Source organism: Saccharothrix sp. ALI-22-I (assembly GCF_001984175.1).
Lineage (GTDB): Bacteria > Actinomycetota > Actinomycetes > Mycobacteriales > Pseudonocardiaceae > Actinosynnema.
This window is the reverse complement of record NZ_MTQP01000066.1, coordinates 256389-280215: the sequence shown is the minus strand read 5'-3', so window position 1 is coordinate 280215 and position 23827 is coordinate 256389. Positions and strand designations below refer to the sequence as shown.

The following is a 23827-nucleotide window of genomic DNA, read 5'->3' as shown; positions in this document are numbered from 1 at the left end:
AGCTGCTGGAACTGGTCGAGGCGATGGCCGATCGGTTGGTCGGTGACGGCGTGCCGGTCCGGGCGCTGCGGTACTGGCGTCAGCGCGAACTGGACCTGCTGGACCTGTTGGTGTCGCGCGGGGTGCCGATCGCGCCCGTCGACCAGGACCAGCAACTCGACGTGGCCGGGTGGCTGGCCGACGACCGGCCCGGCCGCCGTGACCTGGCCGCGTTGGCCGCGTCCGAGCGGTTCGGCCCGGCGCTGGGCAGCGGGTTCGTCCAGCACGCCCGCAACACCGCCCGCTCGGTGCGGATCAGCCCCGACGTGCTGTCCGCCGCGATGGCGGTGCCGGGTCTGCGCAGTGCGCTGGGCTCGTGGATCACCCGCCGGGCCGCGCGGGTCGTCGCCACCGGGCTGCCCGATCTCACCCATCACCTGGACCGACTGGCCGTGGTGCGGGTGCCCGAGGCGTTCGTGGACGTCCCGGAGGCGGCCGAATCGCTTGCCCGCGCCGACGTCGCCGCCGCCCTGCACCGGACGTTGCGCGCCGGCCTGCTGGACGAGTTGGGGTGGCCCGCTTTGGAGGAGGCGGTCGGTCGGCTGAGGTCGGCCGGCGTGCCCAAGGACGAGAACGTGGTGGTGTGCGGCGAGGGGTGGCCCGCGCTGGTGCTGCGCCGCGGTGAGACGTTCGTCGTGGTCGGGCCGGACGGGGTGCTCGCCGAGCACGTTTCCCGCATTCCGGCGGATATGCGGCAGCGCTGGTCGTTCGAACCGGTCGCGTCCTGGATCGACGGGGTGCTGCTGGTGCGCTGGTACGGGCCGGACGGCGAGTTGGCGTACTGGAGTGACGCGCCCGACCGCGTCTTCCAGATCGGTGAGAGCCGGTACCACTACGGGCGCGGCCTGACGGCGTCGATCGCGCTGCCCGGTGGTGGTCGCTTCGCCGGCGGGCGGGCCGTGCACCCCGGTGACACGGTCGTGCCCAGGCCGCAGGCGGCGCACGGTGACGGCACCACGGTGTGGACCGTGGACTACCGGGAGCAGGCTTGGCGCTGGTACGAGGTCGATCCGGCCGGCGGCGAGCTCGGCCGGGCGAGTCTGCCGCGGTTCGTGGAGGACTTCGCCGTCGACGGTGCCACCCTGGCCCTCGACCACTGCGACCTGAGGCCTGCGCTGCCGGAGACGTCGGGTAGCCCGCTCGGCGCGGCCGGCGGCCTGCACGGGTGGCGGGTGCGTCGTGAGGCCGACGGCTCGTGGGTCGGCGAGGGTGTCGACGGGCGTCGGGTCCGGCTCCCCGGCGATCTCCAGCATCCGGTGGGTGTGCTGCGGCTGCCAGGCGGGGCCGAGGTGACGCTCGCGGGCGGGCGCGACTCGATGGTGTTGCTCGACGGCGACGGCATCACGTTGGCCACGGTGTCCGGGAGCGAGCAGCACCCGCTGTACGCGACGGGCACGCCGTTCGTTCCGCCGTTGGACTGGTGGCACCTCCTCCGGCCGCGTGACGAGGCCGGTTCCGCGATGTTGCGCGGCGTGACGCGGGAGACCGTGGACGCGATGCTCGCCGCCGCACTGGCCGCGCCGAAGCAGAAGGGCACGATCCGGGACCGGCTGATCGCACTGCTGCGCGGTGAACGCGACGCGTTCACCGATGTGGTCATCTCCGCCCTGCCCGGCCTCACCCATCCCGCGTTGATCGTCGGCGTGGTGGACCTGGTGCGCCGTGCCGTCGACCTGCTGCGCTCCTACCGCGGGTACGCCGAACTCGCGGTGGCGGCACGCAGGGTCGAACCCGTCGTCGCGCCCACCGGCCCGAAGATCACCGAGGATGCGGTCAACGCCGCGCTCGGCTGGTTCGGCGGCTACCGGTCCAGCAACTCGCACGGCACCACGCCGACCGCCCTGCCCGCGTTGATCGCCGCGCTCGGCGAGACCGTCGCGCGGCCGGAGGGACGTGCGCTGCCCGAGTCGGGCAGCCCCGGCTGGTTCCGGGCGCTGCCGCACCTCGCCGCGTTGGCCCACCGCGCCGCGTCACCGCTCACCCCGGACGACGAGCGCGACGCGTTGGTGCTGGTGCTGCGGTCCGTCGCGGACAGCGGCCTGGCGGACGGCGACGGGCACTGGCGCACGGTAGGCGTGATCGTGCACGCGGGACAGGCGAACCCGAAGGACCGGGTCACGCCGGTGCGCGACGGGTTCATCGCCCTGTTCGAAACCCAGTGGCGCCATGAGCCCGGCAGCCGGTTCGACGGCGTGCAGTACACCCGCACGCCAGGGGTGTTCGACCTGCCGAAGCACTGGACGGTCGAGACCGCCGAGGAAGTGCGCACGCCGTTCGGGCGTTCGCAGGTCGCCCGGTTCCTCGACGTGCTGGCTTCGCGCGGCCCCGCGCCGTGGTTCCCGGAGGCGGTGCCCGCGTTGGCGGAACGCACCGGTCTGGGCACCGCCGAGGCCGCGGTGCTGCTGGCCGGGATGCCGGGCGTCGACCAGTGGGGCGCGAACTACCTCGGCACAGCCGAACGGCAGCAGATCGGTCTGTCGGCGGGTGGTGCGAAGGCCGCGAAACAACGGCTCCGAGGGCTGGACGACGGGTACCCGCCTTCGGCTGCTCGCTGCCGCGGTGCCCGCCGATCCGGCCGACCTGTGGACGCGCGGGCCCGACGTGGACGCCGTCGCCGAGGTGTGGGTCGCCGAGCACGGACGGCGTTCGCCGGTGCCGGACGACGTGCTCGTGGACGCCGTGAAGCTGCTGAACCTGTCCGGCGTCGGCGAGTACGTGACGGGTGTGGTCAACCCCGACCGCACGTCCTGGCTCACCACGGACGCCGATTTCCGGTTCACCGGCACGTCGTTGGAGGCCCGTCACGGTCACGGGTTCGACCGCGCGGTGCTGTGGGCGGTGCCGCAGGTGTTGGCGTGGTTGGCGCACCGGCTGCCGATCGGTTCGCCGCTGCGGGCGCGGTTGCCGGAGGCGTTGGCGCTGGCGCGGCAACGGGTCGCGCACCAGGGCTTCGCCCTCGAACTCGGCGCGTGGGTCCCGATCGAGCGGGTGCGCGCCCTGCTGGGTGTCGACCTGCCCGCCGAGGGCATCGTCCACCGGCACCGCGATTGGCTGGAGCTGGCGGGCATCAACGCGGAGTACTGCCGCTTGGTGTTGCGGCCGGGCCTGGTCGGACCGGCGGACCGCGACCTGCTGTTCGCGCTCGTGGAGACCATCGGCGCGCAGGACGCGCTCCAGTCGCTGGACCGGCTGGCCGACGACGGCCTCACTGCCGCGTGCGCTGTCGTGGCGCCCGAGGGCGTCGATCCGGCCGCCTACCACCAGGACCCGACGGTGTCGGTGCCTCACCTGGTGGCGGAGGCGGCCGGGAAGTTCGGCCTGTCCGAGGACGCCGCCGTGCTGTACCTGCAACTACTGGCCCTGCCCGATCCCACGGACGCCAACGTGGCGCGGTGGACCGGCTGGAAGCCCGCCCGGCTGCGCAAGGCCCGTGCCGCTCTCGCCGAGACCGACCTGGTGCTCACCGCGAAACGGGCGCGGGCCGGGCGGTCGCTGTTCCTGCCCGGCGGGTGGCTGCCGCTGTCCGCCCCGCACCTGCCGCTGGAGTCGTGGAAGGCGCCGATGTTCGGCTTCACCACCGCCTCTCGCGAGGTCATAGTGCCGTTCGAACCCATCGCCGACCTGTTCGGTCGCGCCTGGCGGCGTGTGGTCGACGGCGATGCGCCCGCTTACGAAGAGTTGAAGACCGGAGGACGCAGGTGACCGCTCCCAGGCAGGTCGAACCGGCCGAGGACGCCTACCGCGACGAGTTGGCGTTCCTGGCGGCTTACGACAGCGGCCCGCGTCCGCCGGGATGGCGGCTCACCCCGCGCGCCGTGGTCACGTTCGTGATGGGTAGCGGCGATCCGTTGGCGTTGCCCAAGGGCGTCTCGGTGGACGGCGTGCCGTCGCGGATGGTGATCAGCCCGAAGTTCGTCGGTGAACGGGCGCTGGTCGAACGGGCGGTGGTGACGCTCGCGGGTGAGCGCGGGCTGTTGCTGGTCGGTGAGCCCGGCACGGCCAAGTCGATGCTGTCCGAACTGCTGGCCGCCGCCGTCTCCGGCAGCAGTCAGCTGGTGGTGAAGGGCACGGCGGGCACGACCGAGGACCAGTTGCGCTACGGCTGGAACTACGCGCTCCTGCTGGCCGAAGGGCCGAGCCCGCGCGCCCTGGTGCCGTCACCGGTGCTCACCGCGATGCGCGGCGGCGGCGTGGTGCGGGTGGAGGAGGTCACGCGATGCCTGCCCGAGGTGCAGGACGCGTTGGTGTCCATCCTGTCGGACCGGCGCATCGCGGTGCCCGAGTTGTCCGGTACGGACGGCGCGACCGTGCACGCGGCCCCAGGCTTCACCGTGATCGCCACCGCGAACCTGCGCGACCGGGGCGTGTCGGAGATGTCGGCGGCGTTGAAGCGGCGGTTCAACTTCGAGGCCGTCGGACCCATCGGCGACCTGGCCGCCGAGACCGCGTTGGTGCGCCGCCAGGCGAGTGCCGCGATGGAACGGGTGAGCGCGCCGTTCGCGGTGGACGACGTGGTGCTGGAAGTGCTGGTCACCGCGTTCCGCGACCTGCGCAACGGGGTGTCGGAGGAGGGTTGGGCGGTCGAACGGCCGTCCACGGTGATGAGCACGGCGGAGGCGGTGTCGGTCGCGACCTCGCTCGGCCTGGCCGACGCCTACTTCCCCGGCGACCGCGACCCCCTGTCGTTGCTGCCAGGTCATTTGCTCGGCGTGGTCCGCAAGGACGACCCCGGCGACGCGGCCCGACTGCTCGGCTACTGGGACGGCGCGGTTCGCCGCCGAGCCGAATCCGGCGCCCGAACCTGGCGACGCCTGTGGGAACTCCGTGACGTCCTCGACGCCTGACCGAGAGATGACTGACCGAGCCGTGGCTGGCGGGGAGGTGGCCAGTCGGGAGGTGGTTGATCGGCTGGCCGAACACGACGTCCCGTATCTCATCGGGGTGCGGCATCACTCGCCTGCGCTGGCGGCGGTGGTTCCCGGCCTGTTGGAGGCGTTCGCGCCTGAGGTGGTGCTGGTCGAGTTGCCCGAGGAGTTGGGGCGGTGGCTGCCGTTTCTGGCTGATCCCGACCTGGTGGCGCCGGTTGCGCTGTCCGGTGCCTCGCCGGACGGTGACCTGGCGTTCTACCCGTTCGCGGACTTCTCGCCCGAGTTGGCCGCGATCCGCTGGGCGTACCGGAACGGCGTGGAGGTCCGGCCGTGTGACCTGCCGCTCGCCTTGCGCGGTGACGGGCACCGGGGCGAACGGCAGGGCGCGTCACCGCTGACGGACGCGTTGCGCCGGGCGACCACCGGCCGTGACGGTGATGACCTGTGGGACCGGCTGGTGGAGGCAGCTGCACCCGGTCAGACCGCTGAAGCGGTGCGGCGGGCGGCGTTGCTGGTCGGGTGGGCGTTGCGCCGGGACGCCGAGGGCACCGGGGTGGACCCGTTCGACCTGCGTCGGGAGGCGTGGATGCGGCGTGCGGTTCTGGGTGTGGACGGGCGTCGGTGCGCGGCGGTGGTCGGGTCGTTCCACGCGGCGGCGTTGCTGGAGGGGCCGACGGACGACTCGACGCCTGGTGCGACCGAGGTCGTCACGTCGTTGGTGCCGTACGGGTTCGCGTTGCTGGACGAGCGTTCCGGTTATCCGGCGGGCATTCGCGATCCCGAGTGGCAGCAGGCGGTGTTGGCGGCGGCGGGCGATCCGGAGGCGGTGGAGGCTGCCGCCGCGTCGGTGATCGTGCGGATCTGCGTGCGGGTCCGGGAACTCGGCCACCCGGCCGGTCCGGGTGAGGCGCGGGAGGCGTTGCGGCTGGCCGTCGACCTGGCACGGCTGCGCGGCTTGCCCGCACCCGGCCGGGGCGAGGTGGTGGAGGCGGTGCAGACCGTGCTGACGCAGGCCGAACCGCTGGGCCGTGGGCGGGTGGTGGCGCGGGCCGCCGGGGACGTGTTGGTGGGGCACCGCACCGGGGTGCTCGCGCCCGGCACGCCCCGGTCGGGGCTGGCGCCGGCGGTGGAGGCGTTGCTCGCCTCCCTGCGGCTGCCCGGTCCCGACTCTCGGGAGCCGGTGTCGCTGCGGCTGGACCCGTTGCGGTCGGCGCTGGACGCGCGGCGTGAGGTGGCGTTGCGGCGGTTGACCGTGCTCGGGGTGACGTACGCCGAGGAGACGGAGACCACCGGTGTCGGCGGCGGTGACGCGCTCACCACCCGGTGGACGGCGGCGTGGACCCCGGCGACGGCCGCCACCCTGCCGGTGGCCGGGATGTGGGGCGCGACGCTGGAACTGGCCGCGTCCGGACGGTTGCGGGCCCGTCGCGCCGAACGTGAGCAGCGGGGCGGGCACACGCCCGGGGTGGTGTTGGCGGATCTCGTCGACGCGGCTTTGTGCGGGTTGCCGGAGTCGGTGGACACGTTGTTGGCCGACGCGGCGACCGTGTTGCCGTCGGCCGGGACGTTGCGGGAGTTGTTGGAGGCGTTGGACCTGCTCGACCGGCTGCGCGCCGGTCACCTGCCCGGAACGCCCGGTGACGTCCTGGACCGGCACCCGTTGCTGGCGCGGGACCTGGAGACGGCGGCGGTGGCGCAGTTGGCCGGGCTCGCCGGGTCCGACGACGTTGCGGACGCGCGGGCATTGGTGGAACTCGGCCAGCGGCACGACGTGCACGGACTGCGGCTTGAGGCCTGCCTGCGGCGGCTGGCCGACGAGGGTGCGCCGCTGATCGCCGGAGCTGCCGGGGCTGCGCGGGTCCTGCTCGGGTTGGTGGCGCCTTCGGTGTTGGGGGAGCGGGTGGCGTCGTGGGTGGACGGTGCCGGTACCCCTGAGCGGAGGGACGTGCTGCGGCGTGGCCTGACCGGGGTGCTCGCGGCGGCGGGGCCGTTGCTGGAGACACCCGAAGCGCTGACGCCGTTGCTGGACCGGGTGGAAGGCTTGGCGGACCGGGATTTCCTCGACCGCCTGCCCGCGTTGCGCGGGGCGTTCACGTCGATCGGCCCGGCCGCCCGAGCACGGGTGCTGGCAGTGGTGGAACAGCGCACGGGCGAACGCGTGGACGGCCCCGGCACGCCAGATCCGGAGCTGCTGGCGATGTGGTTGGACGCCGAGCAGTCCGCCATGGACGCCCTACGCGCCCACAGTTTGCTCACCGAACGCCGCCAACAGGTGCCGGAACCGGCCGCAGAACCGGCGGACTCTCGCCTCGCCTACGGTGCGCCGACCCAAAGCCAGCCGCCGCGCGAGGTCGCGTCGGTCGTTCGTGCCTCATTTTCCGGCGATCACGCTCTTCGATCGTCGGAAAATGAGGCACGAGCGGCCTGCCCTGACGCGGAGCGTCGAGTCGATTACAGCCAGGCGACCGAGCCCGCGACGCCGGAGGCGGCGCAATCAAACACAGAGCAGCGGCCATCAACACGATGGCGGCTGGTGCTGGGGGCGAGTGGTGAAAGGCCGGCGGGTGCGGCGCGTTATGCCGCCGCGTTGGACGAGCTGTACGGGCGTGATCGCGGTGAGGGTGCTCATCGCGGTGACCTCGGGGCCGACCGTGCCAGCCCGTTCCCCGACGTGCGGGAGTGGTCCGAGGAGCTGCGGGAACTGTTCGGGGACCACGTCCGGGAGGAAGTCTTGGCCGCGGCGGCGGAAGGTGGGCGGCTGGAGGCGGCGCTGGAGATCGATCCCGGCTCGGTGCGGCCGTCGGTGGAGTTGCTGCGCAATGTCCTGTCGTTGGCCGGTGGGTTGTCGGAGTCGGCGCTGGTGCGGTTGCGGCCCTTGGTGGCGCGGCTGGTGCGGGAGTTGACCGCGCAGCTGGCCAACCGGATCAGGCCGGCGTTGACCGGGATGCAGTTGCCGATGCCGACCCGTCGGCCGGGTGGTCGGCTGGATCTGCCGCGCACCTTGCGCGCCAACCTCGCCACCGCGCGCCGTGACGCCGACGGGCGGGTCGTGGTCGTGCCGGAACGCCCGGTGTTCCGCACGCGCGGGCGACGGGCGAGCGACTGGCGGTTGGTGCTGGTGGTGGACGTGTCCGGGTCGATGGAGGCGTCCACGGTGTGGTCGGCGCTGACCGCGTCGGTGTTCGCCGGGGTGCCCGCGTTGTCGACGCACTTCCTGGCGTTCTCGACGGAGGTCGTGGACCTGACCGAGCGGGTGGCCGACCCGTTGTCGTTGCTGCTGGAGGTGCGGGTCGGCGGCGGCACGCACATCGCGGGCGCGTTGCGGCACGCCCGTTCCCTGGTGACCGTCCCGGAGAGGACGATGGTGGTGTTGGTCAGCGATTTCGAGGAGGGCGGTCCGGTCGGGCCGCTCGTCGGGCAGGTCCGGGAACTGGTCGCCTCAGGCGTGATGGTGCTCGGGTGCGCGAGCCTCGACGACCGCGGCGTCGCCCGCTACTCCACGTCGGTAGCGGGCGCGCTGGTCGCGGCCGGGATGCCGGTCGCCGCGTTGAGCCCGCAGGAGTTGGCGCGGTGGGTGGGGGAGAAGGTGCGCGGATGACCGTGCCCCCGGTGGCTCCGGCAGTGGTGGCGGACGTGCTCGACGCCTTGCCGCCCCGGCTGCGGAAGCGGATCGACGCGTCGTTGGTGCGCGTGGCCGAGTGGACGGTGACCGCTGATGCCGACACAGCCCACGCCACGCTGGACTCGGAGACGGCGTTGACGTGGACGCTGAGCCAAGGCGTGCTGACGACCGCCGACGATCTGGTGTGCAGCTGCCTGCTCGCACCGAAGTGCCTGCACCGGGGTATAGCCGTCGCCGCGGCCGACATCGCCGCCGCTGACGCTCCCGAGGCCGCCGCTCCCGAGGCCGCCGCTCCCGTCACCGTCGAGGTCGTGCCCGATGCCGAGACCACGTCGAGTGGTGAACGCGCGGCCGCGACCGCCCTCTGGGAGGCTTGCGCGACCGTGCTTCGAGCGGGTGCCACCGGCAGTGGTGCCGTGGTCCGGGCCGAACTGCTGCGCGCCGTCCACTCGGCACGCGTCGTCGGCCTGCACCGGGCCGCCGCGAACGGTCTGCGCATCGCCACCGCCCTCGCCGCCGCACGTGCCGGCGACTCGTCGTTCGACCGCGAACTGCTCACCGCCGAACGGGTCGACCTGATGCTCCTGTGCCACGACCTCCGCACCGGCGCCGGGCAGGCCGAACTGCGCGGCACCGCCCGGCGCGAGTACCGGCCGATCGGCGCTCTCCGCCTGTACGGCCTGTGCACCGAGGCGGTCATCAGCACCTCCGGGTACGCCGGCGTCGTCACGCACCTCGTCGACGACAACGGTGTGCTGTGGACCGTCCCCGCGATCATGCCGGGTGGTGCCGAACGGGTCACTGCCGCCGCGAGCGGGCCGGTGGCGGTCGGCGAGTCCGGGCTCAGCCAGCGCGAGTCGGGGCGCGGCGGCCTGCTCCTGTCCGGTGGCACGGCGTCGCCCGATCACCGGCTCGGAGCAGGCAAAAGCGTCCGAGCGGTGGCCGCGTCCGCCGCGTCCTGGAACGACCCGCCGCTCACCGATCTGTGGGCGCAACCGTTGCCCGACCAGGTGTTGCGCGCCTTCCACGCCGACACTCGCGCCGAGGGCTACCGCCCGGCAGGCGCGGACCTGCTGTTCCTGGACGGCACCGTGCTCGGCGCTGCGGGCGACGCATTGCGACTGGCCACCGAGAAGACCCAGGTAGACCTCGTCGGCGAGGGCGAGTGGGCGAGGGGGAACCTGCGCGTTCTCGCGGGCGCCGCCGGACTGCGGCTGCGTGTCGTCGCCCGCCTGCTGCCCGGCCGCCCCGGCACGGCCGTAGCCCTGGCGGTGTCCGGCGACCTGGACCTGCCCGCCGAACTCCGGCACCACGTCGACCTGGGCCTAGACCGACTCCAACGCTCCCACGTCGCCGGAGACGCCACGAGAGAACTCCCACCCCGCCCCGAACCGTCCGACCGCGTCCCACGCCCGGTGCGTCCGCTGGAAAACGTGCTGCACCGGGTGGCGCTGGGCGGACGCGCCGTGGCGGCGGTCGCGTCGGCCGAACGCGACGTCGCCACCCTGACCCGCACCGGACTCGCCGCCACCGCCGGCCTGTTGGCCGACCTGGCCCACGCCTCACGCGACCGCGGCCGCGACGCGTTCGGCCGGATCGTGCCCGACGTCGGCGACGACTTCCCGTTCGCCTGGCTACGCGCCGGCCTGCACGTCCGCGAGTTCACCCGCGCCACCGCCCGTCGGGCGTGGCTGGAGGCGGTGGGTGGTAAGTGACCACCGCGACGCCCGAGACCGCTCAGCGCGGGGCGGTGACGTGTTCGTAGGCCAGGTTGGTGCCGGTCGCGGCGCGTTCGGCGGTGATGACGGTGTTGTCGCCGACCAGCAGCGCACGGTCGTCCACCAGGGGGGTGCCGTTCTCGCCGCGGCTCAGCCGGCAGCTCAGCAGGGCGGGCGAACCGGGGTCGCGCTGGAGCGTCCTGGCCTGCTCGGCGGTCAGCGCGACCGCCTGGATGGTCTCGCTGGCCTGCCGCACCGGCGTGCCCAGGTCGTCGAGGAGGCGGTAGAGGGACTGGTGGCGCAGGGGTTCCGCGCCGATCCGCGACCCGATCGCCTCCGGCAGGTACGACGTCTGCAGCAGCAGCGGAACGGGCGCGCCGGTGGTGCGGGTGCTGCGCAACCTCTCGACCGCGAGCACCCGACTGCCCGCCGGAACGCCCAGCCGTGCGCTCACGTCCGCCGGCGGCACGACGAGCGCCGCGTCCAGCACCTCGGTCTCCAGCTCGATGCCCTGCTCGACCAGGTCCTGCGACAGGCTCCGCAACCCGGTGAGGCCGTACGAGAACGCGGGTCGCCGCACGAACGTGCCCACCCCGTGCCGGGTCTCCAGCAGCCCGTCCGCCTCCAGCGCCCCGATCGCCTGGCGCACGGTCATCAGCGAGACGTCGAACTCCTCGACCAACTCCCGCTGCGCGGGCAACGGCGCGTCCGCGGGGTAACGCCCGTCGGCGATCCGATCGGCCAGCACCCGGTAGATCGCGAGGTACTTGGGCACGCGCGTCTCGTACTCACGGCCAGTGCGCCGCCCGTCGTCCACCAGGGAAACTCCAGACTCTCAACCTCCGACCGAGGATAGCGCCCGGCGGAACGCGGCCACCGCGTCCACGACCTCGGCGACCGGCGCGCCGTCGACCAGCATCCGCATGAACGCCGAGCCGACCACGACACCGTCGGCGTCCACACAGGCCTCCACCGCGTGCTCCACCGTGGAGATGCCGAAACCGGTCACCACGGGCAGCTCGGTCATGCCCTTGAGCCGCCGGGCGTTCTCGCGGGCGGTGGTGGCGAGGGCGTTGCGTTCGCCGGTGGTGCGCATCGAACTCATGCAGTACACGAACCCGGACGACGCCCGCGCGATCTCACGGCACCGGTCGTCACCGCACGCGGGCGCGGCCAGCAGCACCGCGGCGACCGACGCCTCCGCCGCACGCGCCAGGTACTCCGACGATTCCTCCAACGGCAGGTCCGGCACGATCACGCCCTGCACGCCCACCGCCGCCAGGTGGTCGAGGAATCCGCCCACCCCGTGCGAGGGCGTCAACGTCAGCGCCACGTTCGCATACGTCATGACGACCAGCGGCACGTCGAGGTCCAGCCCGGCCAGCTCGTCGAGCAGCGGCCTCGGCCGTCCGCCGCGGCGGGTCGCGAGGGCGGCGGCCTGCTGCACGGTCGGTCCGTCCAGCATCGGGTCGGAGAACGGCAACCCGATCTCGACCGCGTCCGCACCGGCCTCCGCCGCGCCCCGGACCAGGTCCAACCAGTCCGGCACGACACCCGCCATCACGTACGGGATCAGCAGCCGGCGCCCGTCGGCGCGGGCGGTCCGCAGGTGGTGTTCCAACACGGTCATCGGAGGTGCTCCCTGATCTGCTGGATGTCCTTGTCGCCGCGGCCGGACAACGTGACCAGCACCGTGGAGCCGGCGGCCAGCTCGCCGGTCGCGGCGGCGTCGACCACCCACGCCAGGGCGTGCGCCGATTCGAGCGCGGGCAGGATGCCCTCGGTCCTGGTCACCAGCGTCAACGCCCGCACGGCCTGGTCGTCGGTGACGCTGGTGTACTGCACGCGCCCGGTTTCGGCCAGGTGCACGTGTTCCGGGCCGATGCCCGGGTAGTCCAGGCCCGCCGAGATCGACTCCGCTTCGAGGATCTGGCTGTCGTCGTCCTGGAGGAAGTGCGACATGAACCCGTGCAGGACGCCGAGCTTGCCCTTCTCCACCGCGCTGCCGCCGGCCGCCTCGACGCCGACCAGTCGGGCCGGGGTGTCCACGAACCCGGCGAACGTGCCCGCCGCGTTCGACCCGCCGCCGATGCAGGCCACCACGACGTCCGGCACGGCGGTGGACAGCCGGTCCGCGCACTGGGCGCGGGCTTCCTCGCCGATGACGCGCTGGAACTCGCGCACCATCCACGGGTAGGGGTGCGGGCCCATGACCGAACCCACGCAGTAGTGCGCGTCCTCGGTCTCGTTCACCCAGGCGCGCAGCGCGGCGTTGGTCGCCTCCTTCAACGTGCCGATGCCGTTCGCCGACGTGACGGGCACGACCTCGGCGCCGAGCAGGTCCATCCGGAAGACGTTCATCTCCTGCCGGCGGACGTCGGTCTGCCCCATGTAGACGGTGCAGGACAGGTCGAGCAGCGCGGCGGCGGTCGCGGTGGCCACGCCGTGCTGCCCGGCGCCGGTCTCGGCGATCAGCTTGCGCTTGCCCATGCGCTTGGCGAGCAGCGCCTGACCCAGCACGTTGTTGATCTTGTGTGATCCGGTGTGCGCGAGGTCTTCCCGTTTGAGCAGGACGCGCACGCCCAACGCCTCGGACAGCCGCGCGCACTCCGTCAACGGCGTCGGCCTGCCCACGTAGGTGGCGAGCAGTCGCCGGTACTCCGTCATGAACGCGGCATCGGCCCACGCCTCGCGGAACGCCGCCTCCACCGCCTGTACGGCGGGCATGAGTGCTTCCGGCAGGTATCGCCCGCCGAACCTCCCGAATCGACCGGCGGCGTCGGGTGCGCGCATCGCGCCGGTGCTGACGACCTCTTCGACTGACACTTCTAGAACTCTAGAACTCATCGCCCGGGCTGGCAAGCGGCACGATTGCCGGCAGTCTGTGCGGGCACACCGTCGAAGGGCGCCACCGCGCCCTTGTGCGAGCACATCGAGGAGTCGCATGCCATCGCGTGTCGTCGTCACCGGAGGGAGCGGCAAGCTCGGCCGCGCGGTCGTGGCCGATCTCGTCGCCACCGGCTGGGAGGTGGTCGTGGTCGACCGCGTCGTCCCGGCCGCGCCACTCGCCCCGACGACCCGGGTCGACCTCACCGACTACGGGCAGGTGGTCGAGGCGTTCACCGCGATCGACGACCGCTACACCGGCGTCGACGCGGTCGTGCACCTGGCGGCGATCCCCGGACCCGGCGTCGCCACCAACGCCACGATCTTCCACAACAACACCACCAGCACGTACAACGTGTTCGCCGCCGCCAGGCAGGCCGGCATCCGCAACGTGGTGTGGGCGTCCAGCGAGACCCTGCTGGGCCTCCCGTTCGACACCCCGCCGCCGTACCTGCCGGTCGACGAGGACTACCCGGCCCGGCCGGAGACCTCCTACGCCCTGGCCAAGCACCTGGAGGAGACCATGGCGGCCGAGTTCTGCCGCTGGCAGCCCGACCTCAAGGCGACCGGGCTGCGCTTCTCCAACGTGATGGAGCCCGGCGACTACGCGGCGTTCCCGTCGTTCGACGCCGATCCCGGCCTGCGGTCGTGGAACCTGTGGGGGTACATCGACGCCCGTGACGGCGCCCAGGCCGTTCGCCGAGCCCTGGAGCGCGACGGCGTCGGGCTGGAGGTGTTCATCATCGCCAACGCCGACACGGTCATGTCCAAGCCCACCGCCGACCTCGTCGCCGAGCGGCTGCCCGACGTGCCGCTGCGCCGGCCGCTGGAGGGCAACGAGACGCTGCTGTCGATCGACAAAGCCCGCCGGCTGCTCGGCTACGAACCCCAGCACAGCTGGCGGGACCAGGTGTGACCCGCGCTCAGACGGGCCGCATCTGCTCGACCAGCTTCCTCGGCGCGGACACGCGGTAGCTCTCGGTCAACAGCTCGGCGACCTCGTCCCAGTCCGTGTCGTCGTCCAGGACCACGCCCACGACGTTGGTCGCCCACACCGGCTTGAAGAACGGGTGGGCGGCGTGGCTCAGCGCCGCCAACTCCGGGCCCGCCGAGCGGAACGTCAACACGCTCGCCGGACCGTCCGTCCTCGCCGCTGCGGCGTACGACGGCGGGTTGCCGTCCTCGACTTCCAGCACGTGCGCGAAGGCCCGCTGCCGAATCCGCCACCGCGTGCCCCGCCAGGCCCGTTCCTCCACGACTTCGGGGAACGCTCCGCACACCGCCCGCAGCCGTTCCACGATCTCGTCCGGTACCTCAGCGGGTTCGCCCATCCGTGGATTATCCGACACCTGACAGGGGGACGCACCACCCCGTTCGGCTGCAGCGCGGCTGTCCGTGGAACCGCACTTCTGCGTTTTGGTCGGGTATTCCGAGTCGTGCGGATGAAAATGAACACAACCCTTTCGGGGAGTTGGCCGGCTGTTTTCGGCCCAGTACGGTCGGATTCATGTCGCTGGACGTTCTCGATCTGCTCAGAGCAGGATTGCCGGAGAGTGCCGCGCCACGGCGGCGGATCGTCGTGGTCGGTGCCGGAATGGCCGGGTTGACCGCGGCCATGCTGTTGAAGGAAGCGGGCCACGAGGTGACGATCCTCGAAGGCCAGAACCGATTGGGCGGGCGCATCCTCACCTATCGGGGATTCGCCGGTGACATGTACGGCGAGTTCGGCGCGATGCGGTTCCCGCTCCAACACCCGTTGGTGCAGTGGCTGATCGAGGACAAGTTCAAGCTCGCCACGAAACCATTTCCGATGTACGACGAGGACACGTTCGTGTACCTCCAGGGAAAGGGTGTGCGGCGGCGGGATTTCAGCGCCGACCAGTTCACCTTCGACCTGTCGCGCGGTGAGGCCGACAAAGCGCCGCACGACCTGCTGCGGCACACCGTGCAGCCGCTCGTGGACATCATGGAGCAGGAGGATGACGCGAAGGCGTGGCACCGACTGCTGACCGACTACGACGGGTACACACTGCTCGGGTACCTCAAGGAGCGCGGTCTGAGCGACGGCGCCCTGTCGATGCTCGGGCCGTTGTTCAACCTGGAGGGCCGGTACCACTTCTCGCTGGTCGAGTGGTTCTCGCACTACTACGAGGACGTGTTCGGTCAACTGGTCTACATCGTGGACGGCGCGGATTCGCTGCCCAGGGCGTTCGAGCCGTTCCTGATGGACGACATCAGGCTCGGCGCGCAGGTCCACGCCGTCGACCAGACGGACAGCGAGGTGCGAGTCCACTTCCGGGCCGGGCGCAAGACGCACACGATCACGGCGGACGAGTGCATCGTGACGGTGCCGTTCGCGAGTCTGCGGCACATGGAGGTCCAAGGGCTCGACCCGGACAAGTGGTACGCGATCCGCAACACCTACTACGGGCGGGCGCACAAGCTGTTCATGCAGTTCAGCGAACGGTGGTGGGAAAGCTCGTACGGCATCACGCACGGGCTCACCGTGACCGACCTGGCGATCCGCAACATCGTCTACCCGCCGGCGGGGCAGGACACCCGGTTCCGCAAGGGTGTGATGATCGCGTCGTACTGCTGGGAGCAGGACAGCATGCCTTACACGCCGTTGGCGGGGGAGGAGAGCGTGGCGCAGGCGTTGGAGGATCTGGTGAAGATCCACCCGGAGGCGCGGGACACGTTCGAGTTCGGCGTGTACAAGGACTGGGCGCTCGACTGGTTCGCGTGCGGTATCGGCCCCCTGTTCCGGGCGTTCGAGATGAGCGAGGCGTTCTACGAGGACGTGATCCGACCGGTGAACCGGGTCTGGTTCGCGAACGACGCCTGCGACCGCCGTCACCGGCGGTGGGTGGAGGGCGCGCTCAAGGCGGCGGTGAAGAACGCCTACGCGATCCACGAGGGGCTGCGCGACGAGATGCCCTGGAAGGACTGAGCGACCTGGCTATCGGACGAGTTGGCCGGCGTCGAAGAGCGCGGCGGCGACGCGGTCCGGTGGCCAGCCCAGTTCGGTGGCGAGCCGGTTCGCGGTGTCGGGGGTGACGGCGCGGACCAGTGCGTCGAGCACGGTCACCACGTCGCCGGTGGCCGTGCCCGCGCCGGACATGTCGTCGCTCAGTTGCGCGAAGAAGCGGCGCATGTGGTCCAGGCGGGCACCGGCGGGTGTGGCCGGGTCGAAGACGGCGACGCCGCGTTGGGCGGTGTCGGCCAGCATCGCGTTCGTCCGGGCACTGGTCAGCCACGTCCGCAGCCACATCCCGTCGTCGATGAAGTACCGCTCCCGTCGCCGGGCGTCGCGTTCGCGGCGGACCAGTTCCAGGCCTTCCAGGTAGCCGACGGCCTTGGACACCGACGCGGGGCTGACCCGCAGCCTGCCGACCAGTTCGGCGGCGGTCAGGGCGCCGGAGTCGGTGGTGACCAGGCTCGCCAGCACGCGGGCCGCCATGCGCGGCAGTCCCATCCGGACCATCAGCGCGGCGAACTCCTCCGCGAACGCGAGTACCGCGACCGGGTCACGTCCGGGCGCGCCGACGGCGACCGGGGGCTCGTGCGGCGTGGCGGTCCGGCGTCGGCGGGCGCGTCGGAGGGTGGCTTGGTGGGCGCGGTCGGCGCGGTAGTCGCGGGCGCCGCCGTTGCGGCTCACCTCGCGGGTGATGGTGGACGTCGGCCGGTCCAGCCGCCTGGCGATCTCGGCGTACCCGAGGCCGTCGGTCAGACCCGACGCGATATCGCGGCGGTCCTCGTCGGTCAGCCTGCCTCCCGGCATCGCCGGTCCACCTCCTGCTCGTCGGTCCGCCCAGTGTGCATTCACGATCAGCACAGTGCAACGAACCGGCCCGGAACATTGCGTTCGTCGGCAGGTTCATTGCAATGATCGGCCAGCTTCTACCAGGTAAAAGGTGGGAGAGGGTGAGGCAGTCCGTTGTCGCTATTTCAAACGCAACGTAGCGTTCGCTCCCTTCTGAAGATCAGTAGACGAAGGGGGAGGAATGACGAGCGAGCAAGTCGTGCTCGACGTCGAAGGCCTGCGCATGCGCTACGGCACGACCGACGTCCTGCACGACGTCACGTTCCAGGCCCGGCACGGCGAGGTGCTGGCCCTGCTCGGCCCGAACGGCGCGGGCAAGACCACGACCATCGAGATCCTGGAAGGCTTCCGGATGCGGTCGGCGGGCCGGGTCTCGGTGCTCGGCGTCGACCCGGCGCACGCCGACGAACGCTGGCGCGCCCGCGTCGGCGTCGTCCTGCAATCCTGGCGTGACCACGGCAAGTGGCGGGTCCGCGAACTCCTCGCGCACCTCGGCACCTACTACTCCTGCTACGCCACCGAACAAGTCGTACGACCGTGGGACCCGGACGACCTGGTCGCAGCCGTCGGCCTCACCGCCCAGGCGGACAAGAAGATCAGGACGTTGTCCGGCGGCCAGCGGCGCAGGCTGGACGTCGCGGTCGGCATCGTCGGCCGTCCCGAGTTGCTGTTCCTCGACGAGCCGACCACCGGCTTCGACCCGGTCGCCCGGCGCGAGTTCCACGACCTCGTGCACCGGCTGGCGAGCCAGGACCAGACCACGATCCTGCTCACCACCCACGACCTGGACGAGGCCGAAAAACTCGCCGACCGCATCGTCGTCCTCGACGGCGGCCGGATCGTCGCCGACGGCACGGCCGACGAACTGGCGCAGCGGATCGCGGGCGACGACGAAGTCCGCTGGACCCACGCCGGACAGCACCACGTGCGGGCGGTCAAGGAGTCCACGAAGTTCGTCCACGACCTCTTCCGCCAGTACGGCGACGAGATCACCGACCTGGAGGTCCGGCGGGCCTCGCTGGAGGACACCTACCTGTCGCTGGTGCGCCGGGTCGAGTTGGAAGGAGCGACCCGGTGAACCCGACCACGACCGCGTTGCGCGCCGGCTGGAAGCGCGGCCTGATCGAGCTGCGGCAGTCGCTCACCAACGGCGCGGACCTGTGGAACCACGCGTTCTGGCCCGTGCTGATGCTGATCGTCACGTTCTTCCTGCGTGACGTGTCGTTCGGGCAGAGCGGGTTCTCCGTCGGCACCCTCGCGTTGCCGAGCATCCTCGGCATGAACGCCGCGATGGCGATGGTCACCATGAGCCAACTGCTCACCGCCGAACGCGAGGACGGCACCCTGCTGCGCGCCAAGGCGACACCGAACGGGATGCTCGGCTACCTGGTCGGCAAGATCGTGTCCGTGGCCGGCGGCCTGATCGTGGACCTGGCCATCTTCCTGGTCCCCGGCGTGTTCATCGTGTCCGGCCTGGTGACCGGCAGCCTCGACTCCTGGCTGACCCTGGCGTGGGTGCTGGCGCTCGGCATGGTCGCCGCCCTGCCCATCGGCGCGGTGCTGGGCTCGGCGTTCTCCAGCGCACGCGGCCAAGGGCTGCTGATCCTGCCGATCCTCGCCATGATCGCGATCTCCGGCGTCTTCTACCCGATCACGTCGCTGCCGGTGTGGTTGCAGTGGGTCGCCCAGGTCTTCCCGGTCTACTGGCTCGGCCTCGGCATGCGCTCGGCGTTGCTGCCGGACGCGGCGGTGGCGGTGGAGATCGGCGAGTCGTGGCGGCACCTGGAAACCGTCGGCGTGCTCACCGCGTGGGCGGTCCTGGGTCTGGTCCTCGCGCCGATCGTGCTGCGCCGGATGGCCCGCCGCGAGTCGGGGTCGAGTGTCGCCCAGCGCCGGGAGAAGTCCCTCCAACGGGTCGGATAGGTGACGGTCACGGCAGCGCGCCCGTCGTGGCGAGGAGAAGGGCGACGGCGGGCAGGAAGTTGTTCACCTGGTGGGCGACGACGCTGGCGAGCAGGTTGCCGGTGAACAACCGGGCCAGTCCGATCGGGATCGACAGCACCAGCAGCAGGGGTGTGCGCAGCAGTTCGAGGTGCGCGAAGGAGAACGCCAGGCTGGTCACCGCGAACACCACCCAGCGGTTCAGGCCCCAGTTCTCCAACGCGCGCCACAACACGCCCCGGAACAGCACTTCCTCACCGAGCGGCGCGACCAACCACACCGCGAGGAACGTGACCACGGCCGCCGTCGTGCCCAACTCGCGCCCGGCGAACACGTCACCGACCGCCGAGGTGGCCTGCTCGTCACCCACCCAGGCGGCCCACAACGCCGCCGCCGGCAGCGTGAGCACCAACCCGCCCGCCCCCAACGCCAACCCGATGCCGATGTCCCGGCCGTTCCAACGGATCGCCAGCTCGCGCCGCGCCCGTCCGGCCTTCGGCCCGCCGCCCAGCCGGGCCACGCCGAGCACCGCCACGACCGCGCCCAACGCGGTCGGCACGACCAGCAACGCGATCAGCAGACCGTCCTCCAGCAACGCCGGATCGGAGCCGCCGAACGCCAGCAACACCACCACCGACGCGGCCACCATCACCAGCTGCGCGGCGAGGAACACGGCGATCAACGTCAGCCCTGCCCGCCGTCCTCTCGCCGGGGCGGCATCGGACGGCGGTGGGGTCACCCGGTCGTCCACGGGGACCGGCTCGGTCTGGTCGTCACTCACAACCGTGGATAACCCGCGCCGGCGGCGAGGTCAACCAGAAACCGCCATCCTGCGCGCGATCGATACGAACAGTGGCACCACCGCCACGACCAGGTGCGCCCCGGCGATCAGCAGCGCGGCGGTCGAGAGAGGACTCCCGGCCAGCAGCATCCCGCCCGCCGCGCTGCCGAGCGGGAAACCCAGCGAGCACAACGCCGTCCGCGCGCCGGTCACCTGGCCACGCACGGAGTCGGGCACGGCGCGCTGGAACATCGACCGTTCGGTGGACCAGGAGGGGCCGACGTCCGCTTGCACGGACAGCGCGGGGAGGCTGAAGGCCAGCGCGCTCATCACCGCGAAACCTGGCCGCGTCCACGAGCAGGGCGGCACTCGTGTCGAACGCGCCCACCAGGAGCCCGGCCGTCGGTGGTCCGACGACGTACGCGAGTTCCCAGTTCACCGAGAGCAGGGAGTTCGCCGCCTCCAAGTCCTCGTCCGCCACCACGCGCGGCACCAGGGCGCTCTCCGCGACTTCCGTGAGCGACGACAACGCGGCGGACGCGATCGCCACGGCGTAGACCTGGCCGAGGTGCAGCACGTCCAGGCTCGCGGACAGCGGGATGGAGGCGATCAGTGCGCCGACGGTGGGGCGTTCACCGAGGCGGGCCGGGCGCCGGCGGGCCGTCACACGCGGGGTCGAGGCGGCACAACGCCACCTCACGTTCTACCTCGTTGGTCGCCCCGGAGTGTTCTGAGCGTTCAACTCGGGGGTTCTGAGCGTTGGACACGCGTGTACTGAGCGTTGGACACGCGTGTCCTGACGGTTGGACACGCCGGGTTGTTTCGGAATGGGTTGGGTAGCCGTCGGTGGGAGTCAGGTGAGGGCGGCGAAGGCTTCCACCTGGTTGGTGCGGCCTGCCACGATGAGGAGGTCGCCGGGTTGGACGATGGTGTCGGCGGCGGCGTAGGTGAAGTCGGCGCCGGGGCGTTTGATCGCTACCACTGTGACGCCGTGGCGGCTGCGCAGCTTGCTCTGGCCCAACGGGACGCCGACGGCTTGTGCGGGTGCGACGGTCTTGACCATCGCGTAGTCGTCCTCGAACTCGATGTAGTCCAGCATCCGCCCGGTGACCAGGTGGGCCACGCGTTCGCCCATGTCGTGCTCGGGCAGGACGACGTGGTGCGCGCCCATCCGTTCGAGGATGCGGCCGTGCTGGCGGCTGGTGGCCTTGGCCCAGATGTTCGGCACGCCGAAGTCGACCAGCAGGGCCGTGGTCAGGATGCTGGCTTCCAGGTCCGTGCCGATGGCCACGACGGCGCGCTGGTAGTCGGGCACGCCGAGTTGGCGCAAGGCGGTCTCGTCGGTCGTGTCCGCCACGGCGGTGTGCGTCAGGTCGTCCGCGTAGCGCTGCACGATCGCGGGCCTGGAGTCGATGCCCAGCACCTGCGAGCCGTGCGCGATCAGTTCCCGGGCCAGGGACCCGCCGAACCGGCCCAGGCCGATGACCACGACACGGGCGGTGCGGGGTGTGGTGTCAGCCAACGATCGGTCGCTCCTCGGGTAGTTCGTAGCGGCGCGCCCGCTCGCGCAGGGCGAGCGCGGCACCCAGGGTGATCGGGCCGAGCCGTCCGACGAACATCAGCACCACCAGTACCACCTGTGCGCCGACCGGGAAAGAGGCCGGGATGCCGGTGGACATGCCGACCGTGCCGAACGCGGAAGTGGCCTCGAACAGCACCAGGTCCAACGGGAAATCGGTGATCAGCAGCAGGACGAACGTCGACGTGGCGACCGCGCCGACGCCGAGCAGCGCCACCGTGAGGGCCTGGCGCTGCACCTCGGCGGACAGCCGCCGCCCCATCACGTGCACGCTCGGCTCACCGCGGATCTCGGCGACGATGACGAACGCCAGCAGCGCGAACGTGGTCACCTTGATCCCGCCCGCGGTGCTCGCGCTGCCGCCGCCGACGAACATCAGGAAGTCCGTGACCAGCAGCGACGCCGGTGACATCTGGGCGACGTCGACGGAGTTGAACCCGGCGCTGCGCGGGTTGACCCCGTGGAACGCCCCGACCAGCAGCTTGCCGGGCACGCCCAGCGGGCCGAGGGTGGCGGGGTTGGACCACTCGATCGCGGTGAGCGCGATGATGCCGAACGCGGTCAGCGCGGCGTAGGTGAGCAGGGTGATGCGGGCGTGCAGGGACCACCGGCGCAGCTTTCCGCGCAGCCGGCGGCCGATCTCGAACAGCACCGGGAACCCGAGCCCGCCGATGATGATCGCGATCATGATCGGCACGATGATCCACGGATCGGTGGCATACGGGACCATGTTCGTGGCGTAGAGGGCGAAGCCCGAGTTGTTGAACGCCGAGACGCCGTGGAACACCCCTTCGTACACGGCCCGTCCGAACGGCATGTCGTAGCCGATGGCGAACCGCGCGCTCAGCGCGATCGCGGTCACCGCCTCGACCACCAGACTGATCGCGATGACCCGCAGCACGACACCGCGGACCTCACCCAACCCGAGCGTCTTGGTCTCGGCCTGCGCGGTCAACTGCATGCGCAACCCCATGCGGCGGGCGACGAGCAGCCCGAGCAGCGAGGCCAGCGTCATGATGCCCAGCCCACCGGCCTGGACCAGGACGAGGATCACCACCTCGCCGTAGGTCGACCAGTGCGTGGCGGTGTCCACCACGACCATGCCGGTCACGCACACCGCCGAGGTGGCGGTGAACAACGCCGTCACCACGCCCGGCGACGTGCCGTTCTCGGTCGCGATGGGCAGCATCAGCAACACCGTGCCCAACAGCACCGCGCAGCCGAACCCGAACACGATCAGCCGTGCCGGACGCCCGACACCCGCCGTGACCCGGGGACGCGTCGTGCTCACGCCCACCCGCCCCCGGCGACGACCACTGCGCGAGGCGTCATCGAGCCGGTCGCTCCCGGTACCGCACCTGCCGGCACTCCACGCCCACTCCACCCCCGACGATCAGCACCGCAGCACCTTAAGCCGGCGACGAGACGCCGGCACCCCGACGTCCCGGTTCACGGTGCGCGTATCCGCCGCAGGTTAGGTGACGGCGGCCCACGGACGTCGACCGGAGGTGGCCTTCCCGAGCACGACGGCGTGCGCGAGGCGCTTGCGGCGACCCCCACCGTCGACTCCGCCCCACCGAAAGCGCGTGTGTGACTACGAAGATCGGTAGTGGTCCAGCACCCGGCGCAAGCCGACCTCGGGCGGCTCGATCGCGGAATCCACCACGAGGCGCGGGTCGTCCCAGCTCTCCCACTGCTGCTTCATCCGCAGGACGTGTTCCCACGACACCGTCGGGTGCCAGCCCGGAATCCCGCGTGCCCGGCCCTCGACCCGACCGCGCTGCACCCACTCGTCCGAGCACACGCACTCCACGCCCACGAACACGCCACCCAGGCGCTCGGTGACCGATCGCCACCGCCGCCGGGTCTCCCGACGGTGCCCGGTCGCGTCCACGATCACGTCGAGGCCGAGTTGCAGTTGCCGCGCCACCGACGCGGTCAGGTTCACCTCCGCCAGGTGCGGCGTGTTGTCCGACCGCAGGGCGCCGAACGGCACCAGCGCGCCCAGTTGCCAGTCCATGGAGAACACCGGCGCGGTGAGCCGCCAGGCGAGGGCTTCGGCCAACGTGCTCTTGCCGGTTCCCGGCACACCCGCGAGCAGGATCGTCCGAGGCCGCCGCACGGCGTCCGGGCGCAGGATCGGCCGCAGCTGCTCGTACTGCGCGTGTGCCCGGTCCGCCATCAACGCCTGCAACTCCTCGCGCACGGCGTCCAACCCCGGTGCGCCCGGTGGTCGGGCACCGCTCTCCTCGGCCGCGCGCACCCAACCCAGCACCAGGTGCTCGGGACGCACCGCCACGTCACCCAGCCGTTCGGCCTCCAACGACGCCGCGCTCACCAGCACCACCCGCTCGGCCGCGCCGAAACCGCGCACATCGAGCCGGGCCAACAGTTCCGCCGCGATCCCGCCCTGCGCCGCGGCCAGGTCGGCGAGGCGAGAGAGGTCGGCGAGGTCGGCGAGCAGCTCACCGGCCGACGGGTGCACAGGAAGATCGACCACGGGACTCCGATCGTTGGCGGACCGGAGTGATCCTTCCCGTTCCGGCGATCTGAAGTCGGGTGACCGAGGA

Annotated in this window: 18 protein-coding genes; 8 read left to right on the top strand and 10 right to left on the bottom strand. The window is 71.7% G+C overall.

The window, feature by feature from the left end; genetic code table 11:
- The first annotated feature begins 3737 nt into the window (after positions 1–3737).
- Genes ALI22I_RS55700 through ALI22I_RS29790 form a run of 3 tightly spaced genes read left to right on the top strand, consistent with a single transcriptional unit; the run spans position 3738 to position 10244 of the window.
- A complete protein-coding gene (locus ALI22I_RS55700; protein ID WP_077008862.1) occupies positions 3738–4883 on the top strand; it encodes an ATP-binding protein in 1146 nt (381 codons plus the stop codon).
- Positions 4884–4935: 52 nt separating this feature from the next.
- Positions 4936–8505, top strand: a complete 3570-nt coding sequence (locus ALI22I_RS29795; RefSeq protein ID WP_077009305.1) for a DUF5682 family protein — start codon at positions 4936–4938, stop codon at positions 8503–8505.
- A complete protein-coding gene (locus ALI22I_RS29790) occupies positions 8502–10244 on the top strand; it encodes a hypothetical protein (protein ID WP_077008861.1) in 1743 nt (580 codons plus the stop codon). Before ALI22I_RS29795 ends, ALI22I_RS29790 begins: the two co-directional genes overlap by 4 nt.
- Positions 10245–10266: 22 nt before the next feature.
- Here the strand turns inward: ALI22I_RS29790 and ALI22I_RS29785 are convergent, their stop codons facing one another.
- From ALI22I_RS29785 to trpB, 3 genes are read right to left on the bottom strand one after another with little or no spacing between them, the layout of a single operon-like run.
- Positions 10267–11022, bottom strand: coding sequence for a GntR family transcriptional regulator (locus tag ALI22I_RS29785; RefSeq protein ID WP_077009304.1), 756 nt, complete (start codon positions 11020–11022; stop codon positions 10267–10269).
- A 60-nt stretch (positions 11023–11082) separates the two neighbouring features.
- Entirely contained in the window at positions 11083–11877 is a 795-nt protein-coding gene (gene trpA, locus ALI22I_RS29780) for a tryptophan synthase subunit alpha (protein WP_077008860.1), read from the bottom strand.
- Positions 11874–13040 (bottom strand): tryptophan synthase subunit beta, encoded by a 1167-nt coding sequence (gene trpB / locus ALI22I_RS29775; protein WP_077009303.1) that lies wholly within the window; start codon positions 13038–13040, stop codon positions 11874–11876. The genes trpA and trpB overlap by 4 nt, the downstream gene beginning before the upstream one ends.
- 151 nt (positions 13041–13191) lie before the next feature.
- Between trpB and ALI22I_RS29770 the strand changes: the two genes are divergently transcribed.
- Positions 13192–14049: an NAD-dependent epimerase/dehydratase family protein gene (locus ALI22I_RS29770; RefSeq protein ID WP_077008859.1), complete on the top strand. Its 858-nt coding sequence runs from the start codon at positions 13192–13194 to the stop codon at positions 14047–14049.
- Between the two features lie 7 nt (positions 14050–14056).
- On the opposite strand, the gene ALI22I_RS29765 is transcribed toward ALI22I_RS29770, so the two are convergent.
- Positions 14057–14464 carry an MmcQ/YjbR family DNA-binding protein gene (locus tag ALI22I_RS29765; protein WP_077008858.1) on the bottom strand — a complete coding sequence of 136 codons (408 nt, stop codon included), beginning with the start codon at positions 14462–14464 and terminating at the stop codon, positions 14057–14059.
- A gap of 176 nt (positions 14465–14640) precedes the next feature.
- On the opposite strand from ALI22I_RS29765, the gene ALI22I_RS29760 reads away from it, so the two are divergent.
- A complete protein-coding gene (locus tag ALI22I_RS29760; RefSeq protein ID WP_083752115.1) occupies positions 14641–16083 on the top strand; it encodes a flavin monoamine oxidase family protein in 1443 nt (480 codons plus the stop codon).
- Positions 16084–16092: 9 nt separating this feature from the next.
- On the opposite strand, the gene ALI22I_RS29755 is transcribed toward ALI22I_RS29760, so the two are convergent.
- Positions 16093–16914 (bottom strand): GbsR/MarR family transcriptional regulator, encoded by an 822-nt coding sequence (locus ALI22I_RS29755; protein ID WP_083752114.1) that lies wholly within the window; start codon positions 16912–16914, stop codon positions 16093–16095.
- A gap of 223 nt (positions 16915–17137) precedes the next feature.
- On the opposite strand from ALI22I_RS29755, the gene ALI22I_RS29750 reads away from it, so the two are divergent.
- The gene (locus ALI22I_RS29750; RefSeq protein ID WP_077008856.1) at positions 17138–18034 is read left to right on the top strand and encodes an ABC transporter ATP-binding protein; all 897 of its coding nucleotides are present in this window, start codon (positions 17138–17140) and stop codon (positions 18032–18034) included.
- Positions 18031–18879, top strand: a complete 849-nt coding sequence (locus tag ALI22I_RS29745) for an ABC transporter permease (RefSeq protein ID WP_077008855.1) — start codon at positions 18031–18033, stop codon at positions 18877–18879. Before ALI22I_RS29750 ends, ALI22I_RS29745 begins: the two co-directional genes overlap by 4 nt.
- Before the next feature lie 7 nt (positions 18880–18886).
- On the opposite strand, the gene ALI22I_RS29740 is transcribed toward ALI22I_RS29745, so the two are convergent.
- Both ALI22I_RS29740 and ALI22I_RS54010 read right to left on the bottom strand, forming a co-directional pair.
- Positions 18887–19678, bottom strand: coding sequence for a CPBP family intramembrane glutamic endopeptidase (locus tag ALI22I_RS29740; protein ID WP_238598640.1), 792 nt, complete (start codon positions 19676–19678; stop codon positions 18887–18889).
- A 30-nt stretch (positions 19679–19708) separates the two neighbouring features.
- Positions 19709–20008, bottom strand: a complete 300-nt coding sequence (locus tag ALI22I_RS54010; RefSeq protein ID WP_083752113.1) for a hypothetical protein — start codon at positions 20006–20008, stop codon at positions 19709–19711.
- 41 nt (positions 20009–20049) lie between these two features.
- Here ALI22I_RS54010 and ALI22I_RS54005 point away from each other — a divergent pair, with 41 nt between their 5' ends.
- Positions 20050–20235, top strand: a complete 186-nt coding sequence (locus ALI22I_RS54005) for a hypothetical protein (protein WP_083752112.1) — start codon at positions 20050–20052, stop codon at positions 20233–20235.
- A 296-nt stretch (positions 20236–20531) separates the two neighbouring features.
- Here ALI22I_RS54005 and ALI22I_RS29730 read toward each other — a convergent pair whose 3' ends face one another.
- The 3 genes from ALI22I_RS29730 to ALI22I_RS29720 form a co-directional block, all read right to left on the bottom strand.
- Positions 20532–21200 (bottom strand): potassium channel family protein, encoded by a 669-nt coding sequence (locus ALI22I_RS29730; protein ID WP_238598639.1) that lies wholly within the window; start codon positions 21198–21200, stop codon positions 20532–20534.
- Positions 21193–22548 (bottom strand): TrkH family potassium uptake protein, encoded by a 1356-nt coding sequence (locus tag ALI22I_RS29725; RefSeq protein WP_238598638.1) that lies wholly within the window; start codon positions 22546–22548, stop codon positions 21193–21195. Before ALI22I_RS29725 ends, ALI22I_RS29730 begins: the two co-directional genes overlap by 8 nt.
- A gap of 303 nt (positions 22549–22851) precedes the next feature.
- On the bottom strand, positions 22852–23757 hold the full coding sequence (locus ALI22I_RS29720) for an AAA family ATPase (RefSeq protein WP_143532503.1): 906 nt from the start codon (positions 23755–23757) through the stop codon (positions 22852–22854).
- Between the last annotated feature and the right edge of the window lie 70 nt (positions 23758–23827).

Excerpts from the sequence above, each read along its gene's own strand:
- ALI22I_RS29790 (WP_077008861.1), top strand. The coding sequence starts at position 8,502 with ATGACCGTGCCCCCGGTGGCTCCGGCAGTGGTGGCGGACGTGCTCGAC.
- trpA (WP_077008860.1), bottom strand. The coding sequence starts at position 11,877 with ATGACCGTGTTGGAACACCACCTGCGGACCGCCCGCGCCGACGGGCGC.
- trpB (WP_077009303.1), bottom strand. The coding sequence starts at position 13,040 with ATGCGCGCACCCGACGCCGCCGGTCGATTCGGGAGGTTCGGCGGGCGA.
- ALI22I_RS29770 (WP_077008859.1), top strand. The coding sequence starts at position 13,192 with ATGCCATCGCGTGTCGTCGTCACCGGAGGGAGCGGCAAGCTCGGCCGC.
- ALI22I_RS29765 (WP_077008858.1), bottom strand. The coding sequence starts at position 14,464 with ATGGGCGAACCCGCTGAGGTACCGGACGAGATCGTGGAACGGCTGCGG.
- ALI22I_RS29760 (WP_083752115.1), top strand. The coding sequence starts at position 14,641 with ATGTCGCTGGACGTTCTCGATCTGCTCAGAGCAGGATTGCCGGAGAGT.
- ALI22I_RS29755 (WP_083752114.1), bottom strand. The coding sequence starts at position 16,914 with ATGCCGGGAGGCAGGCTGACCGACGAGGACCGCCGCGATATCGCGTCG.
- ALI22I_RS29750 (WP_077008856.1), top strand. The coding sequence starts at position 17,138 with ATGACGAGCGAGCAAGTCGTGCTCGACGTCGAAGGCCTGCGCATGCGC.
- ALI22I_RS54010 (WP_083752113.1), bottom strand. The coding sequence starts at position 20,008 with ATGAGCGCGCTGGCCTTCAGCCTCCCCGCGCTGTCCGTGCAAGCGGAC.